Consider the following 14643-nt stretch of genomic DNA (forward strand, 5'->3'; position numbering starts at 1 on the left):
GCTACTTGCGGGCCTCCGCGGCCGCCTCGGCGGCCATGCTCTGGAGCCGCTCCAGCGTCTCGCCGCCGCCGTCCTTCACCGCGCCGCCGATCTCCTTCTTCAGCTGGTCGCTGACCTTCCCCCAGGACGGCTCCGCGTACGGGTAGAAGCGGGCGTCCGGCAGGGCGTCCAGGAACGGCTTGAGGTCGGCGTGGGCGGTGTCGCCGGTCATCTGGACGCGGGCGTCCTGAGTGACCGGCAGCATGTTGTACATCTCGTAGAACTTCAGGGTGTTCTCCTTCTGGTAGCTGAAGGAGAGGAACTTCTTGATCTCGGCGCGGTGCCCGTTGGCCTTGAAGGCCATCATCCAGTCGGCCACCGCGAAGCTGGCCGCCTTGCTCTGCGGGTCCTTGCGCGGGATCGGCGCGAGGCCGTAGTCGATCTTCGCGGCGACCGCCTTCTGGACCAGCGATGGGTGGCCGTTGAGCATCGCGACCTTGCCCGCCGCGAAGTCGGCGAAGACGGCCTTGCGGTTCACCGCGCCGGGGTCGCCGTAGGTCAGGCCGTCCTTGACCAGGTTGGTCCGCAGCCACTCGAAGGTGGCCCGGTTGGGCGTGCTGTCGATGCTGTAGTTGCCCGCGTCGTCGGCCAGACCGCCGCCACCGCTCATCGTCCACATCAGCGACTCGGCCTGCGCCTCCTCGGGCCCGAGCGGCAGCCCGTACGGCACCACACCGGGCACCTTCTGCTTGATCAGCTTCGCGTCCTTGCGCAACTCGTCCCAGCTGGTGGGGGGTTGGGCGATGCCCGCCTTCTCGAAGATGGCCTTGTTGTAGAAGAAGGCGCGCGAGGAGGCGATGAACGGGATGCCGTACTGACTGCCCAGCACCTGACCGGCCTTGGCGAAGGCGTCGATCGTGTTGACCTGGGCGTCGATGGTGAGCACCTCGCTCACCGGGTAGAGCCGACCCGCCGAGGCGTGGTCGGCGTAGCCGCCGGTCTGCAGCATGTCCGGCGTCTTGCCGCTCTTCAGCAGCTCGGCCACCCGCTTGTCGATGTCGTCCCAGATCACCACTTCGAGCTCGACCTTGATGTCCGGGTTGGCCGCCTCGAAGCGCTTGACCAGGTCTTTCCAGTACAGGCTGGAGCTGTTCGCCGGGCTGTCGCCGTAGTCGGCCACCACCAGCCGCAGGGTGACGTCACCGCCGGAGCCGAGCACGCTCGAACAGCCGCTGAGCAACAGCGCGGTGGAGACGGCGAGCGCCGTCAGGGGAAGGACGGGCTTCCGGGTAGCGCTGAACAACGGGGGACCACCTTCGGGGGGAGGAGGAGCGTCGGCCACCCTCTCAGCGCGGACCACCAGTGGTCCAGACCTATACCCGGAGTAGTTACCCAATCTCCGCCGCCGTTGCGCCCCGTGCAACGGCGGGTGCCGTTCAGACCGCGACCACCCGGACGCCGGCCTCCGTGAAGGCGGCGGTCAGCTCGGGCCCGATGCCGGTGTCGGTGACCAGCACCGAGACCTGGTCGAGCCCGCAGATCCGGGCGAAGGCGCGGTGTCCGAGCTTGGACGAGTCGGCCGCCACCACCACCCGGCGGGCCCGGTCGGCGAGCAGCCGGTTGACGCTCGCCTCGCCCTCGTTGTGCGCGGTGGCGCCGTGCTCGGCGTCGAGCGCGTCCACCCCCAACACCGTGATGTCCAGGGCGAGTTCGTTCAGCACCAGCGAGGCCAGCGGGCCGATCAGCTCGTACGACTGCGGCCGGGCCACCCCGCCGGTGAGCACGATCTTCACCTGCGGACGGACCGTCAACTCGTTGGCGATGTTGACCGCGTTGGTGACGATGGTGATGCCCTGCCCGGCCCCCTCCGGCTCCGGCCGGACCGCCAGCGCGCGGGCCACCTCGGTGGTGGTGGTGCCACCGTTCAGGCCGACCACCTCGCCGGGGGCGACCAGTTCGGCCACCGCCGCACCGATCCGCTGTTTGGCGTCGGCGTTGCGCGCGGTCTTGTAGCGCAGCGGCAGGTCGTATGACACGTTGTGGGCCACCGCCCCACCCCTGGTCCGGGTGACCATCTGCTGACGCGCCAACTGGTCCAGGTCGCGACGGATGGTCGCAGCCGACACCTGCAGCGCCTCGGCGGCCTCCTCGACCTCCAACTTGCCGTGTTCGGCGAGCAGTTCCAGCAGCGCGTTCCACCGCTCGTACCTGGACACGCAGATGCCGTCCCTTCCAGTCCCGGAGCCGCCGTACGACGGCGGGGCCAGCTTCCCACAGTTCCATCAAGCGAGCCGGTCTTGCGCAATCATGCTCGAAACCTCTATAAATCAAACAGCTTCACGCATTCTACTCCGGAGCCCTTCCGAAGGAGCCCGCATGCCCTTCTCCTCACTGACCGCCGAGGAACTCGCCACCCAGCCCGAGAACTGGCGGCAGGCCGCCACCCTCGCGGCCGCCGCAGCCCCCGCCCTGCCGCAGCGCGGCGAGCGGGTCGCGGTGATCGGCTGCGGCACCTCCTGGTTCATGGCCCAGGCCTACGCCGTACTGCGCGAGAGCGGCGGGCACGGCGAGACGGACGCGATGGCCGCCTCCGAGTTCCCGGCCGGCCGCCGCTACGACCGGGTGCTGGCGATCAGCCGCTCGGGCACCACCACTGAGGTGCTCGAACTGCTGGAGCGACTCAAGACGCCGTGCACCGTGCTCACCGGCACCCCCGGCAGCCCGGTCTTCGCGGCCGCCGAGCAGACCGTGCTGCTGGACTTCGCCGACGAGCGCTCGGTGGTGCAGACCCGGTTCGCCACCACTGCCCTCGCCCTGCTGCGGGCCCACCTGGAGCTGGAGGGCGCCCTGCCGCCCGGCACCAAGCGGATCGCCGAGGCGGCCGAGGACGCCGAGGCGGCGGTCGCCTGGCCGGTCCCGGCCGAGCTGGTCGCGGCCGAGCAGGTCACCTTCCTCGGCCGGGGCTGGACGTACGGGCTGGCCCAGGAGGCCGGGCTGAAGATGCGCGAGGCGGCCGGCGCCTGGACCGAGTCCTACCCGGCGATGGAGTACCGGCACGGGCCGATCGCGATCGCCGCCCCCGGCCGGGCGGTCTGGGTCTTCGGCGAGCTGCCGGACGGGCTGTCCGAGCAGGTCGCGACGACCGGCGCACTGCTGGTGCACGAGCCCGGCAGCGATCCGCTGGCCGACCTGATCCGGGCGCAGAAGCTCGCCGTCGCCACCGCCGAGGCCCGTGGTCTCGACCCGGACCGGCCCCGCGCGCTGACCCGTTCGGTCATCCTGAACTAGCCCCGAACCTCTCCGCAGCATTAGGAAACCAGATTGCCTAACGCTCCCAAACGACCCTTAAGCCACCCTTAAGGCGACAAATCTCACCTCGCTGGACCAGACCAATCACGCAACTGGACTAGACCTCTCCGACATGGTCAAGGGAAACTGTCCCCCGTGAAGCACGTCATCGCACTCGATGTAGGCGGAACCGGCATGAAGGCCGCGTTGCTCGCCCAGGACGGCTCCGTGCTGTTCGAGGCACGCCGACCGACCGGGCGGGAGAACGGCACCGATGCCGTCGTCGCCACCATCCTCGACTTCGCCGCCGAACTGGCGGACGAGGGTCGCGCCCGCTTCGGCAGCGCACCCCTCGCCGCCGGCGTCGCCGTGCCGGGGACGATCGACGAGAAGAACGGGATCGCGGTCTTCTCCGCCAACCTCGGCTGGCGCGACCTCCCGATGCGCAAGCTGCTCGGCGAGCGCCTCGGCGGCATCCCGGTCGCCCTCGGCCACGACGTCCGCTCCGGCGGGCTGGCCGAGGGACGGATCGGCGCCGGGCAGGGCGTGGACCGCTTCCTCTTCATCGCGCTCGGCACCGGCATCGCCGGGGCCATCGGCATCGGTGGGGCGATCGAGGCGGGCGCGCACGGCTACGGCGGCGAGATCGGCCACGTGGTGGTCCGCCCCGGCGGACCGCAGTGCGGCTGCGGCGCCCGCGGCTGCCTGGAGACGCTGGCCTCGGCCTCCGCGGTCTCCCGGGCCTGGGCCGAGGCGAGCGGTGATCCGGACGCCGACGCGGCGGCCTGCGCCACCGCCGTCGACGCCGGGGACGAACGCGCCCTGACGGTCTGGCAGAACGCGGTCGAGGCACTCGCCGACGGGATCGTGCTGGCCCAGAGCCTGCTCGACCCCTCGACGGTGATCGTCGGCGGCGGGCTGGCCGAAGCCGGTGACACGCTCTTCACACCATTGCGCGCAGCGGTTTCCGAGCGGCTGACCTTCCAGATGCCCCCGAAGGTCGTACCGGCCATGCTCAGAGACACCGCCGCATCCCTGGGCGCGGGCCTGCTCGCCTGGGATCTGCTCTCCATGGAGGTGACCGCGTGACCGCGGACCGATCTGCACTGTCCGGCGCCCGACTGGTCCTGCCGGGTGGCGTCGTCGAGAACGGCCGGCTGGCCATCGAGGGTTCGCGGATCGCGGGCCTCGGCGCCGCTGCGTCGACTCCCGAGGGGTCGCCCGGCGACGTCGACCTGACCGGTTACACCGTCGTCCCCGGCTTCGTGGACCTCCATGTACACGGTGGCGGCGGCGCCAGTTACGCGTCCGGCATCGCCGAGGAAGCCCTCACCGTCGCCCGGACCCACCTGGCGCACGGCACCACCACCACGATCGCCTCCACCGTCACCGGGGAGATCGACGAGCTCTGCCACCAGGCGGCCGTGCTCTCCGAGCTGGTCGAGGACGGCGTGCTGGCGGGCGTCCACTTCGAGGGCCCGTTCATCTCGCACAACCGGTGCGGCGCGCACCGCCCCGACCTGCTCCGCGACCCGGACCCGGTGCTGGTGCGCAAGCTGGTGGACGCCGCCCGCGGCACCGCGAAGATGTTCACCCTGGCACCGGAACTGACGGGTGGTCTGGAGTCGGTCCGGATGCTCGCCGACCTCGGGGTGATCGCGGCCGTCGGGCACACCGACTCCGACTACGCCAAGACCCTGGAGGCCGTCGAGGCGGGGGCCACCGTGGCCACCCACCTGTTCAACGCGATGCCGGGCATCCAGCACCGCGCGCCCGGCCCGATCGTCGCCCTGCTGGAGGACGAGCGGGTCACCGTCGAGCTGATCAACGACGGCGTGCACCTGCACCCCTCGGTGCTCGACCTCGCCTACGGCACCGCCGGTGCCGAGCGGGTCGCGCTGATCACCGACGCGATGGGCGCGGCCGGCATGGGCGACGGGCTCTACCCGCTCGGCCCGCTCCAGGTCCGGGTCGAGAACGGCGTCGCGCGGCTGGTCGAGGGCGGCTCGATCGCGGGCTCCACGCTGACCCTGGACGTCGCCTTCAAGCGCTCCGTCACCATCAACGGCCTCTCGCTCAACCAGGCCGTCACCTCCCTGTCCACCGTCCCGGCCCGGCTGCTCGGCCTGGCCGACTCGATCGGCTCCCTGGAGGCCGGCAAGAACGCCGACCTCGTCGTGCTCGACTCCGAAACCTTCGATCTCGTCGCGGTGATGCGCCGCGGCGAGTGGATCGTCGGCGCGGACCGTCTCGCCAAGGCCCACGCGGCCTGACCCCCGGTCACCCACCGGAGAGGTGAGCAGCGGTTCTGCGTCCCCGCTGACCACCTCTCCCTGGGGGACACCCATGCCCGTTGCCCGTACCGCCGACCTGCTCGCCTCCGCCGTCGCCGACGGCCGCGGCCTGCCCGCCTTCAACGTGATCACGTTGGAGCACGCCGAGGCGATCGCCGCCGGGGCCGAACTCGCCGGCAGCCCGGTCGTGCTGCAGATCAGTCAGAACGCGGTCGCCTACCACGGGGGGCGGCTGCTCCCGCTGGCCCGGGCCTGCGCCGAGATCGCCGCCGCCGCCAAGGTTCCGGTCTCGCTCCACCTCGACCACGTCGAGGACTTCGACCTGCTGCGGGCCAGTGCCGCCGCCGGGTTCAGCTCCGCGATGTACGACGCCTCCGCCCTGCCGCACGCCGAGAACGTCAAGCGCACCGCCGAGGCCGCCGACTGGGCGCACCGGCACGGCCTGCACCTGGAGGCCGAACTCGGCCGGGTCGGCGGCAAGGACGGCGAACCGCCGCTCTCCCCGCACGCCCCCGGCGCCCGGACCGACCCGGCCGAGGCGGCCCGGTACGTCGCCGAGACCGGGGTGGACGCGCTCGCGGTGGCGGTCGGCAGTTCGCACGCGATGACCACCCGGACGGCCCTGCTCGACCACGATCTGATCCGCCGTCTGGCCGAGGCGGTGCCCGTCCCACTGGTGCTGCACGGCAGCTCCGGGGTGGCCGATGACGAACTGTCAGCCGGCCTCGCGGCCGGCCTGGTCAAGGTCAACATCGGTACGGCGCTGAACACCGCGTTCACCCCGGTGGTCCGTCAGCGCCTGGCCGAGGACCCGGCCATCACCGACCCACGCAAGTACCTCGCCCCGGCCCGGGACGCGATGACCGCGACCGTGGCCCGGCTGGCCGCGGTGGTCACCAGCCCGGGTCGGCCCCGTCGGGGGTGACCGCGATCTGGTCGACCAGGAAGTCGCACGGGCCGGTGGCGCACTCCAGCGTTATCGTGTGCGCTCCCTGCGAGATCTCCGCGTTTATCCAGGAGGAGTACCAGGACTGCTCCGGGGCCAGGCCCGGCTTGTAGTTCCGCAGCTTGACCGGGGTGTAGGTGGGCTTGCCGTCCACCTTCACCACCGCCTGGGCGTCGGCGGTCGAGTTGTTGAATCGCACGTGCACCCGGTAGACCGCGGCCTGGGTGGCGTCGATCTTCCAGGACAGCGTGGCCCCCGGCTTGAAGCCGGACACGTACGCGCCGTCCTTGGCCTTCGCGCCGGTCACGGTCTTCGCCGTGACCAGGCCGCCGTCCAGTGTCATGGCCGCCGCGTCCGCGACCGCCGTCCCATTGGTGAGCACCGAGGAGGTGGCCGACGGCGAGGGCACGGCGGACGCCGACCCCGAGGGCTTGGCCGAGGCGCTGGTGCTGCCGGCGGCCTTGTCGGGGGACTTGTTCGCGTCGCCCTTCGAGAGGGCCACGCCCGCGCCGATCGCGATCGCGGCGACCACCGCGACGGCGCCGATCACCACGGCCTTGCTGCGCCCGGCCGGCGGCTGCTCGCCCGGCTGCGGGCGGGAGTGCTCGGCGTACCGGGGCTGCTGCGGGAGCGGCATCTGGGTGGTGACCGGCCGGGCCGGGCCCGGCGGCTGCGGCGGCAGTGCGGGCTGCTGGCCGTACTGCGCGCGGCCGACCTCGAACGGGCGGGAGTACGAGTCGCGGGGCTGGCTGGCCGCCTGCTCGCCCTCCGCCGGACGGTAGAGGTATGCGAACGGGTCGTCCTTCGCCGCGTCCTCGGGCGCTCCGTTAGTGCCGGCCGTCGTCACGGTGGTCAACTCCCCATCGCCGCACTCCGTACGGCGGCCGAACGCCGTACGGGCAGATGAACGCTCGTACCAGGCGAACCCTACCTGCCGAGCACGACGCGACGGAAAGACGGTTCGGAGCCCGGACGGTCAGCGGGACCGATGGCGCAGTCGTACCGGCCGGTTCACCCCGCGCGCCGGTGCGAGCGCTCGCCCCGGGCGCCCCGGGCGGGGCCGCCGCGCGCCCGCTTCTCGTCGTACATCCGCTCGTCGGCCACGTGCAGCACCTCCTCGATGCTCATCCCGCAGCCCGCCCAGCCGATGCCGAGGCTGACCCCGACCCGGGTGGTCCGGTTGTCGATCCGCATCGGCGGGATGATCGCGTTGCGCAGCCGTCCGGCCAGGTCCTTGGCCTCCTCGCGGCCGATCCCGTCGGCCAGCACCACGAACTCGTCACCGCCGAGCCGGGCCACCGTGTCACCCTCACGGACCACCTGCTGGAGCCGTCTGGCCACCTCGATCAGCACCCCGTCACCGGCCTTGTGGCCGAACCGGTCGTTGACCGTCTTGAAACCGTCCAGGTCGCAGAAGAGCACCGCGAGCCCCTTCTCGGCGGCACCGGGCCTGCCCGAGCCGCCCCACAGCTCGCTCCCGCCGGGCAGCTCGGCCGGGATCACCGCGTGCACGTGGTCGGCCGGCACCTCGGTGCACTCCCGGGGACGGCCGAACTGCTCCCGGTCGGGATAGGGCGGCCGATCGAAGCCGTCAGGCGTCCCGTAGCCGTGCGGCAGCGCGATCTGACCCCCCTGGCCGTCGAATGCGCCGTGCGCGCCGTACGAGGCCGCCTGACCGGCGTACGCGGGCTCTGTGTCGTGCCGGTCCTGCTCCGGGTGCGCGGCGGGAGCGCCCGGCGCCTGGGTGCACAGCCGGCGGCCGAGCCGGGTGCGCAGCTCGGCGCTGTTCGGCAGGCCGGTGAGGGCGTCGTGGCTGGCCCGGTGGGCGAGCTGGAACTCGTGCCGCTTGCGCTCCTCGATGTCCTCGACGTGGGTGAGCAAGAAGCTCGGGCCCTCGGCCGCGTCGGCCACCACCGAGTTGCGCAGACAGACCCACTGGTAACCGCCGTCCCGCCGGGACAGCCGCAGCTCGGCCCGGCCGCCCTCGGCGCTGGTCCGGTTCAGCAGCTCCAGGTCGTCGGGGTGCACCAGGTCGGCGAACCGCTGCTGCCGCAGGGTCGCCCGGGGGCGGCCGAGCAACCGGCAGAGGGCGTCGTTGACCCGGGTCAGCTGACCGGTGCCGACCCCGTGCAGCTCGGTGATCGCCATCCCGCTCGGGGCGTACTCGAACGCCTGCCGGAAGCTCTCCTCGCTGGCCCGCAGCGCCTGCTGCTCCTTCTCCAGCCGGGCCAGCGCCCGCTGCATCTCGGCGCGCAACCGGGCGTTGCCGATCGCGATCGACGCCTGGAGCGAGAACATCTCCAGCGCCTCCCTGGTCCACGCGCCGGGCCGCTTGCCGCTGCGCGGGCGGTCCACCGACAGCACGCCGAGCAGGTCTCCCCCGGCGCTGTACATCGGGGCCAGCAGCACGTCCTGCGGGTGCCAGTCGTTGGTGTAGACCGGCAGCGGGCCGTCCCCGGTCCAGCTCGGGATGTCGGTGCCGATCGCCCAGCCCCGGTCGTACGGCAGGAAGCGCAGCGTTCCCCAGTGGTCGCTGACGCTCAGCATCCGCTCCCAGGACTCCCGCGAGCCGACCTGTCCGAGCAGCACCGCGGGGCCGCCCAGGGCGCTCTCCTCGAGCTCCCAGACCGCCGCCACCACCAGGTCGCCGTCCGGGCGCACCAGACTGACCGCCGCAGCGTCGAAGCCGAGCCCGTGCACGGCACCCTCGACCACGGCCTGCAAGGTCCCGGCCAGGCTGCGGGCAGCGTTGAGGTCCGCCACGACCCGGTGCAAGGTGCGGAGGGTCGCGAGGCGGACGTAGGGCTCCGACTCGGCTTCCATGCGGGGGCTCCCCGGCTGCTTCGGATAGTTCTTGATGGTTATCGTCCGATTGCCAGAAGAACTGAATCACAGGGAGCACAACGTTCGGCACGCTCGGTCAACAATAGGTCACCACTTGTGACCCAAATCACACAATGCACATGACCGAAACCGCAGCTCACCCGCCCTGGAGATGACATCTCCGGACAATCACGACTATTCGCTGTTCGGTCGTCCACGGCCCGGGCTGAAGCCCTCCGAGGGCCGCTGAGGGCCGGGAGGGCGCGCACCGTCACCCCTGCGAGTGAGAGGGGCGCCCGGCCGGGTGGGCCGGTTCAGCCCTTCGGCCCAGCAGGACCTACGACCACGGCCCGATGCCGCCCGACCGGTCGGCCGACTACCGTGCGGTACGTGCAGACGTCCCCGCAGTCCTCCACCACCAGCCCGGCCGCAACTCCCGAGGAGTTCCGCGCGGCCCTCGGCCAGCTCGCCTCCGGCGTCGCGCTGGTCACCGCCCACGACCCCGAGGACGAGGAGGACGCCGGCATGACGGCGACCTCGTTCCTCTCGGTCTCGCTGGAGCCGCCGCTGGTGCTGGTCTCGGTCCGCGAGGACTCCCGGATGGACGAGCTGCTGACCCGTACCGAACTCTGGGCCGTCTCGCTGCTCGGCGAGGCCCACCGGGCGGTCGCCTCACGCTTCGCCATGAAGGGGCGGCTGAGCGACCGGCTGCTGTTCGCCGACACCGCGCACCACCGGGGGGCACACACCGGGGCACCGCTGATCGACGGGGCGCTGGCCACGGTCGAGTGCCGCACCGTCCAACGCATCCCGGCCGGCGACCACGTTCTGCTCCTCGGCCACGTCCTCGCCGCCGAGGTCACCTCGCCGGGGGCGCGGCCGCTGCTCTACCACCGCGGCAGCTACCGCCACCTCGCCTGACGCACGGTTGCACCACCAGGGGCTCGGGGCTCTGCTGACTTGCGGCTCCGCCGCGTGGGCGAGGAGATCTGGCGCCGGGGTCACATGCGAAAGTGCCTGACCGTTTACGTACGGATCACCTTGCAAGGGTCGGCGTCGCAGTTCCCCGAGCCCCTGGTGGTGCACCGTGTGCCTAGTCTGCGGCGGGCCGGCCACGGCCGGCCTTGAGGTCGGAGCGGTGGCGCTTGTTGGAGAGCCGACGTTCGATCATGCCGCGGGTGGGCTTGGTCTTGCGGCGGGTCTTGGGCGGCGGGGCGGTGGCTTCGCCGAGCAGAGCGGCCATCCGGGCGGCGGCCACCTCGCGGTTGCGCCACTGGGAGCGGTGCTCGGAGGCGCGGACCACCAGGATGCGGCCGTCCACCAAGCGGGAGGCGAGCCGTTCGAGGGCGCGGTCCTTCCAGACCTGGGGCAGGGCGTCCGAGGCTGCCAGGTCGTAGCGGAGCTCGACCTGGGTGTCGGAGGTGTTGACGTGCTGGCCACCGGGGCCGGAGGAACGGGAGAAGCGCCAGACGAGCTCGGCGTCGGGGACGACGACCGATCCCCGGACGCGGATGGGCTCGGGCATGGGCCCATCATCTCGCGCCGGTGCGGCGAGGTCACCAGGTTTACGCCTGGGAGAATGGGCGGTGTGATAGAGCTCGGCTACGCCCTCTCCAACCGCTTCCCCGACCCTCCGCAGACGGACTACCGGACCGCGCCGGTCCGCAGCCTGCGGCACGACCTGTTCTGCGGCGACGTCTACCTGGATGCGGACGGCGCGGAGTTGTCCACAGGCTGGGGATGGGTGCCGGTGCTGGACTTCGCCTGGGCACTCTGCGACAGCGTCGAACAGCTCGACCAGGACCCACGCGGCAGCCGTTCCGCCGCCGTGCAGACCTACGACCTGGACTTCACCCAGAACACCGAGCTGCTCCGGTTCGCCCGCCGCTTCGGCCTGGTCGAGATCAGCGCCACCTGGCTGCCGGACGAACCGATCGCGGTGGTCCGCCACGCCGATCTGCGGCGGGAGGCCCGGGATTTCCTGCAGGACGTCCTGGCCGACCTGTTCGACCTGCACGAGGGACTGGCCGACAACCCGAACATCTGGACGGTTCAGGGGAAGTTTCCCCGGGTCTGAGTCCCCATCAGGGTCCCGGCATGAGAAATTGGCGGCCGCGGCAGGAACCACCGGCCCCGCCGCCCGCGTTCTTCCGACAAAAGCGACGAAGGGACACCACACCATGCCAGTGAGCCTCTCCAAGGGCGGCAACGTCTCGCTGACCAAGGAGGCCCCCGGCCTCACCGCGGTCAACGTGGGCCTCGGGTGGGACGTACGCACCACCACGGGTGCCGAGTTCGACCTGGATGCCAGTGCCATCGTGCTCAACGCTGAGGGCAAGGTGCTGTCCAACGGGCACTTCGTGTTCTTCAACAACACCAGCACCCCCGACAGCACCGTCGTGCACACCGGCGACAACCGCTCCGGCGAGGGCGCCGGCGACGACGAGGTCATCAAGGTCAACCTGGCCGGCCTGCCGGCCGAGGCGGCCCGGATCACCTTCCCGGTGTCGATCTACGACGCCACCACCCGGGGCCAGAGCTTCGGCCAGGTCCGGAACGCCTACATCCGGGTGCTGAACCAGGCGGGCGAGGCCGAGATCGCCCGCTACGACCTCTCCGAGGACGCCGCCACCGAGACCGCCATGATCTTCGGCGAGCTCTACCGCAACGGCGCCGAGTGGAAGTTCCGCGCCATCGGCCAGGGCTACGCCTCCGGCCTGGCGGGCATCGCGCAGGACTTCGGCGTCAGCCTCTGACGGTCCGACCATGACTGAGGGGCGCGGGGAGTGATCCCCGCGCCCCTCAGTCGTGCCTGACGTCAGCTCAGCTCCGCCCGGAGCTGGGCGACCTGGATGATCTCGGTGTCGTCGTGCGCGGTCAGGTCGACCACCTCGGGCCTGGCGTGCTGCTCGTCGGGCTCCGGGGCCGCCACGGGCTGCTCGACCGGCTGCTGCCGGGCGGCGTACCGGGCGCTCTCGGCCAGTGCCTCGTCGCCGAGCACGTCGGCCAGGTCGCCCTGGGCGCCGAGCTCGGTCACGCTGCCCACGGCGGGCGCCGGGGCGGCGGCCCGGACGGCGGCGGCACCGGCCGCACTGTTGCGGCCGAAGAAGCTGAAGTTCGGCACCCGCGAGGCGGGCCTGGCCCGCTGCCGGACCACCACCACCGACTCGGCCGCCGCACCCGCCGCGGCCAGCACCGGGCGCTCCGGCGCGGCGCCGAGCTGACGGACCGTCGGGACGGTCTCGGGCAGCGCCGCGGAGCGCAGCGCGACGGCGGCCCGCTGATCGCTCTCCCGCCGTGCCTCGGCCCGCTCGGCCGCCTGCTCCAGCTGCCGCAGCACGGACGCCGCGCGGACGTACGCGGCCGGAGAGGCGGGGTACTTGGGGCGGGTGGCGGCCAGGGCCCGCTGGTGCGCCTCGGCCTCCTTGAGGGCCTGCTCGGCGACGCTCACGGCCCGCTCCCGGAGCAGCCGGGCGATCTCGGTCTCGGCCTTGGCCAACCGGGACTTCTCGGCGGTCAGCCGGCGGCCGAACCGGGTGGCCCGCTCCTCGGCCACCTCGGCGGCGTACTCGGCCTCGGCGAGCTGCTCCTCGAAGCGCTCCTCGGACCGCTTGCGGCGGGTGGCGGCGAGTTCGGCGGCCAGCCGGGAGGTGCGGTCGCGCTGGCGCAGCACGACGCCGACACCGACCGCGGCGAGCACCGCCGCGATCCCGACCGAACGCACCACGAGGGTGTCCGGACTGGCCGCGAGTGCACCGAGGGAAGCGACGACGAGTACGCCGATGGCGATCGGCGGCACAGAGCGGCCGAGGACGGAGGAGTGCCGGTGGCGTCCGCGAGACATGCCAAAGAAACTAGCGTGCGAATTGGGGCGCTGTCAGCCTGGGACCCGTTTCCGCTCTTGACAGTTCGTCACGGCCACCGCCGGTGACGGCGGCCCGACACCCCGTCAGCGCGGCGAGGGAGCCGACCCGGTCGGCCCTTCGTGGTCCTCCGGGAGCCGACAGACGTGCTGCAGCCAGAGCGCGGCGGCGACCACCGCGACCCCGGCCAGCACGGCGAAGCCCGCCGTGATCGCCTGCGAGGAGCGGGCCGGGTTGTCCAGCTGGCTCAGCAGGTGGATACCGGTGCCCGCGTACACGCCGGTCACCACGGCCGACACCAGGGCGCTGGCCTGAGCCAGCACCACCGCCCTGGCGGCGCCCAGCGGGTCCACGCCCTTGGCGCCGGGCTGCCGCTCGCGGACCGCCTTGAGCCGGGAGCGGAGCGAGATCGCGGTGGCCAGCAGGACGACCGCGACGGCCGCGAGCACGATCGGGGCGGCGGTGGGCACGCCGGGCAAGTGACCCAGCGAGTCCCACAGCCGGGCGCCGGCCCAGGCGAGCGCCGTCGCCACGGCGGCGATGGCGAGCAGCAGGCGGAGGCGGAGCGGCTTCACGGAAGTCCTTCCCGGGCGGGTGAACGGGCGGTGCGAGATCCTGACGGCTGGTCAGCCCACCGTACCGGCGCTCACCCGGTCGGACGGCCGACAGGATCGGGAAGTTCCTGGACCCTCCGGCAATTGGGGGGCGGAGGAAGGAGCGGCGTTGGGGTGCGTGCCTCGGCGGTGCCGAGGAGGGAGTCCATGCGGAGCATCGGCGACCGACGAGAAGCCGGCGAGGTGCGTGCCCCGGCGACGCGACGCCGCCCACCAATTGCCGGAGGGTCTCACTCGGGCAGTCGGAGTTGGATGTCGTCGCGCCGCTTGACGCCCTGGCCGGGCTGGTCGGCGATCTCCTTGAGCAGGTCGGCCACCCGGCCCAGGCCCGGCAGCTCGCCGTCCGGGTCGGCGTCCTGCCAGGGGGCGAGCACGAAAGCCCGCTCGTGCGCCCGGGGGTGCGGCAGCAGCAGCTCGGGCTCGTCGCTGGTGACGCCCTCGTACGCCAGGATGTCGACGTCCAGGGTGCGCGGGCCCCAGCGGACGGTGCGGACCCGGCCGAAGGCGTCCTCGACCGCGTTGGCCCGCTCCAGCAGCGAGTGCGGCGGCAGCGTGGTGCGCAGCACCACCACGGCGTTGAAGTAGCTGGGCTGCTCGTCCGGACCGCCCAGCGCCTCGGTCTCGAAGACCGCGGAGACGGCGGTGATCCGCACCCCGGGGGTGTCCTCCAGTGCGTCCACCGCGCCCTGCAGGGTCTCCAGGCGGTTGCCCAGGTTGCTGCCGAGGGCGACCACGGCGCGGCGCGGGTTGTGCAGGGTCGAGTCGGCGGTGTCGACCCGGCGTTCCAGGTCGAACGTGGTCGGCGAGGCGGTCGGGTCGCTGGTGCTCATCAAGAT

Annotated in this window: 15 protein-coding genes; 7 read left to right on the plus strand and 8 right to left on the minus strand. The window is 72.3% G+C overall.

The features are described 5' to 3' along the window. Position 1 precedes the first annotated feature (1 nt). Entirely contained in the window at positions 2 to 1282 is a 1281-nt protein-coding gene (locus tag ASC99_RS03050) for an extracellular solute-binding protein (protein WP_063856956.1), read from the minus strand. Between the two features lie 133 nt (positions 1283 to 1415). Continuing rightward, positions 1416 to 2195 carry a DeoR/GlpR family DNA-binding transcription regulator gene (locus ASC99_RS03055; protein WP_057227790.1) on the minus strand — a complete coding sequence of 260 codons (780 nt, stop codon included), beginning with the start codon at positions 2193 to 2195 and terminating at the stop codon, positions 1416 to 1418. 160 nt (positions 2196 to 2355) lie between these two features. On the opposite strand from ASC99_RS03055, the gene ASC99_RS03060 reads away from it, so the two are divergent. The 4 genes from ASC99_RS03060 (at position 2356) to ASC99_RS03075 (ending at position 6486) form a co-directional block, all read left to right on the plus strand. After that, complete coding sequence (locus tag ASC99_RS03060; RefSeq protein WP_057227792.1) at positions 2356 to 3267, plus strand: SIS domain-containing protein; 912 nt, start codon at positions 2356 to 2358, stop codon at positions 3265 to 3267. Between the two features lie 156 nt (positions 3268 to 3423). Next, the gene (locus ASC99_RS03065) at positions 3424 to 4356 is read left to right on the plus strand and encodes an ROK family protein (RefSeq protein WP_057227794.1); all 933 of its coding nucleotides are present in this window, start codon (positions 3424 to 3426) and stop codon (positions 4354 to 4356) included. Then, the gene (gene nagA, locus ASC99_RS03070) at positions 4353 to 5540 is read left to right on the plus strand and encodes an N-acetylglucosamine-6-phosphate deacetylase (RefSeq protein ID WP_057227796.1); all 1188 of its coding nucleotides are present in this window, start codon (positions 4353 to 4355) and stop codon (positions 5538 to 5540) included. The genes ASC99_RS03065 and nagA overlap by 4 nt, the downstream gene beginning before the upstream one ends. Positions 5541 to 5613: 73 nt before the next feature. Next, positions 5614 to 6486: a class II fructose-bisphosphate aldolase gene (locus ASC99_RS03075; RefSeq protein ID WP_057227799.1), complete on the plus strand. Its 873-nt coding sequence runs from the start codon at positions 5614 to 5616 to the stop codon at positions 6484 to 6486. Here ASC99_RS03075 and ASC99_RS38230 read toward each other — a convergent pair. Both ASC99_RS38230 and ASC99_RS03085 read right to left on the minus strand, forming a co-directional pair. After that, a complete protein-coding gene (locus tag ASC99_RS38230) occupies positions 6455 to 7363 on the minus strand; it encodes a hypothetical protein (RefSeq protein WP_057227801.1) in 909 nt (302 codons plus the stop codon). The two genes, ASC99_RS03075 and ASC99_RS38230, sit on opposite strands and share 32 nt — an antisense overlap. Before the next feature lie 155 nt (positions 7364 to 7518). Beyond that, on the minus strand, positions 7519 to 9330 hold the full coding sequence (locus ASC99_RS03085) for a diguanylate cyclase (RefSeq protein WP_057227803.1): 1812 nt from the start codon (positions 9328 to 9330) through the stop codon (positions 7519 to 7521). Positions 9331 to 9720: 390 nt separating this feature from the next. Here ASC99_RS03085 and ASC99_RS03090 point away from each other — a divergent pair, with 390 nt between their 5' ends. After that, the gene (locus tag ASC99_RS03090; RefSeq protein WP_235502726.1) at positions 9721 to 10251 is read left to right on the plus strand and encodes a flavin reductase family protein; all 531 of its coding nucleotides are present in this window, start codon (positions 9721 to 9723) and stop codon (positions 10249 to 10251) included. A 172-nt stretch (positions 10252 to 10423) separates the two neighbouring features. Here ASC99_RS03090 and arfB read toward each other — a convergent pair whose 3' ends face one another. Beyond that, the gene (arfB, locus tag ASC99_RS03095) at positions 10424 to 10855 is read right to left on the minus strand and encodes an alternative ribosome rescue aminoacyl-tRNA hydrolase ArfB (RefSeq protein ID WP_057227807.1); all 432 of its coding nucleotides are present in this window, start codon (positions 10853 to 10855) and stop codon (positions 10424 to 10426) included. 63 nt (positions 10856 to 10918) lie between these two features. Here arfB and ASC99_RS03100 point away from each other — a divergent pair, with 63 nt between their 5' ends. Further along, positions 10919 to 11407, plus strand: a complete 489-nt coding sequence (locus ASC99_RS03100) for a hypothetical protein (protein WP_057228075.1) — start codon at positions 10919 to 10921, stop codon at positions 11405 to 11407. 103 nt (positions 11408 to 11510) lie between these two features. After that, on the plus strand, positions 11511 to 12086 hold the full coding sequence (locus ASC99_RS03105) for a TerD family protein (protein WP_057227809.1): 576 nt from the start codon (positions 11511 to 11513) through the stop codon (positions 12084 to 12086). Between the two features lie 62 nt (positions 12087 to 12148). Here ASC99_RS03105 and ASC99_RS03110 read toward each other — a convergent pair whose 3' ends face one another. From ASC99_RS03110 to folK, 3 genes are all read right to left on the minus strand, one after another. Beyond that, on the minus strand, positions 12149 to 13174 hold the full coding sequence (locus ASC99_RS03110) for a hypothetical protein (protein WP_157531341.1): 1026 nt from the start codon (positions 13172 to 13174) through the stop codon (positions 12149 to 12151). A gap of 105 nt (positions 13175 to 13279) precedes the next feature. Further along, positions 13280 to 13768 (minus strand): DUF3180 domain-containing protein, encoded by a 489-nt coding sequence (locus ASC99_RS03115; RefSeq protein WP_057227812.1) that lies wholly within the window; start codon positions 13766 to 13768, stop codon positions 13280 to 13282. A gap of 269 nt (positions 13769 to 14037) precedes the next feature. Continuing rightward, complete coding sequence (gene folK / locus ASC99_RS03120; protein ID WP_057227814.1) at positions 14038 to 14637, minus strand: 2-amino-4-hydroxy-6-hydroxymethyldihydropteridine diphosphokinase; 600 nt, start codon at positions 14635 to 14637, stop codon at positions 14038 to 14040. Positions 14638 to 14643 lie beyond the last annotated feature (6 nt).

Origin of the sequence: Kitasatospora sp. Root107 (assembly GCF_001424875.1) — a bacterium.
Taxonomy (GTDB): domain Bacteria; phylum Actinomycetota; class Actinomycetes; order Streptomycetales; family Streptomycetaceae; genus Kitasatospora.

Bases quoted from the DNA above. Each gene is read 5' to 3' on its own strand.
- ASC99_RS03105 (WP_057227809.1), top strand. From the start codon at position 11,511: ATGCCAGTGAGCCTCTCCAAGGGCGGCAACGTCTCGCTGACCAAGGAG.
- ASC99_RS03085 (WP_057227803.1), bottom strand. From the start codon at position 9,330: ATGGAAGCCGAGTCGGAGCCCTACGTCCGCCTCGCGACCCTCCGCACC.
- ASC99_RS03075 (WP_057227799.1), top strand. From the start codon at position 5,614: ATGCCCGTTGCCCGTACCGCCGACCTGCTCGCCTCCGCCGTCGCCGAC.
- arfB (WP_057227807.1), bottom strand. From the start codon at position 10,855: ATGCCCGAGCCCATCCGCGTCCGGGGATCGGTCGTCGTCCCCGACGCC.
- ASC99_RS03060 (WP_057227792.1), top strand. From the start codon at position 2,356: ATGCCCTTCTCCTCACTGACCGCCGAGGAACTCGCCACCCAGCCCGAG.
- ASC99_RS03110 (WP_157531341.1), bottom strand. From the start codon at position 13,174: ATGTCTCGCGGACGCCACCGGCACTCCTCCGTCCTCGGCCGCTCTGTG.
- folK (WP_057227814.1), bottom strand. From the start codon at position 14,637: ATGAGCACCAGCGACCCGACCGCCTCGCCGACCACGTTCGACCTGGAA.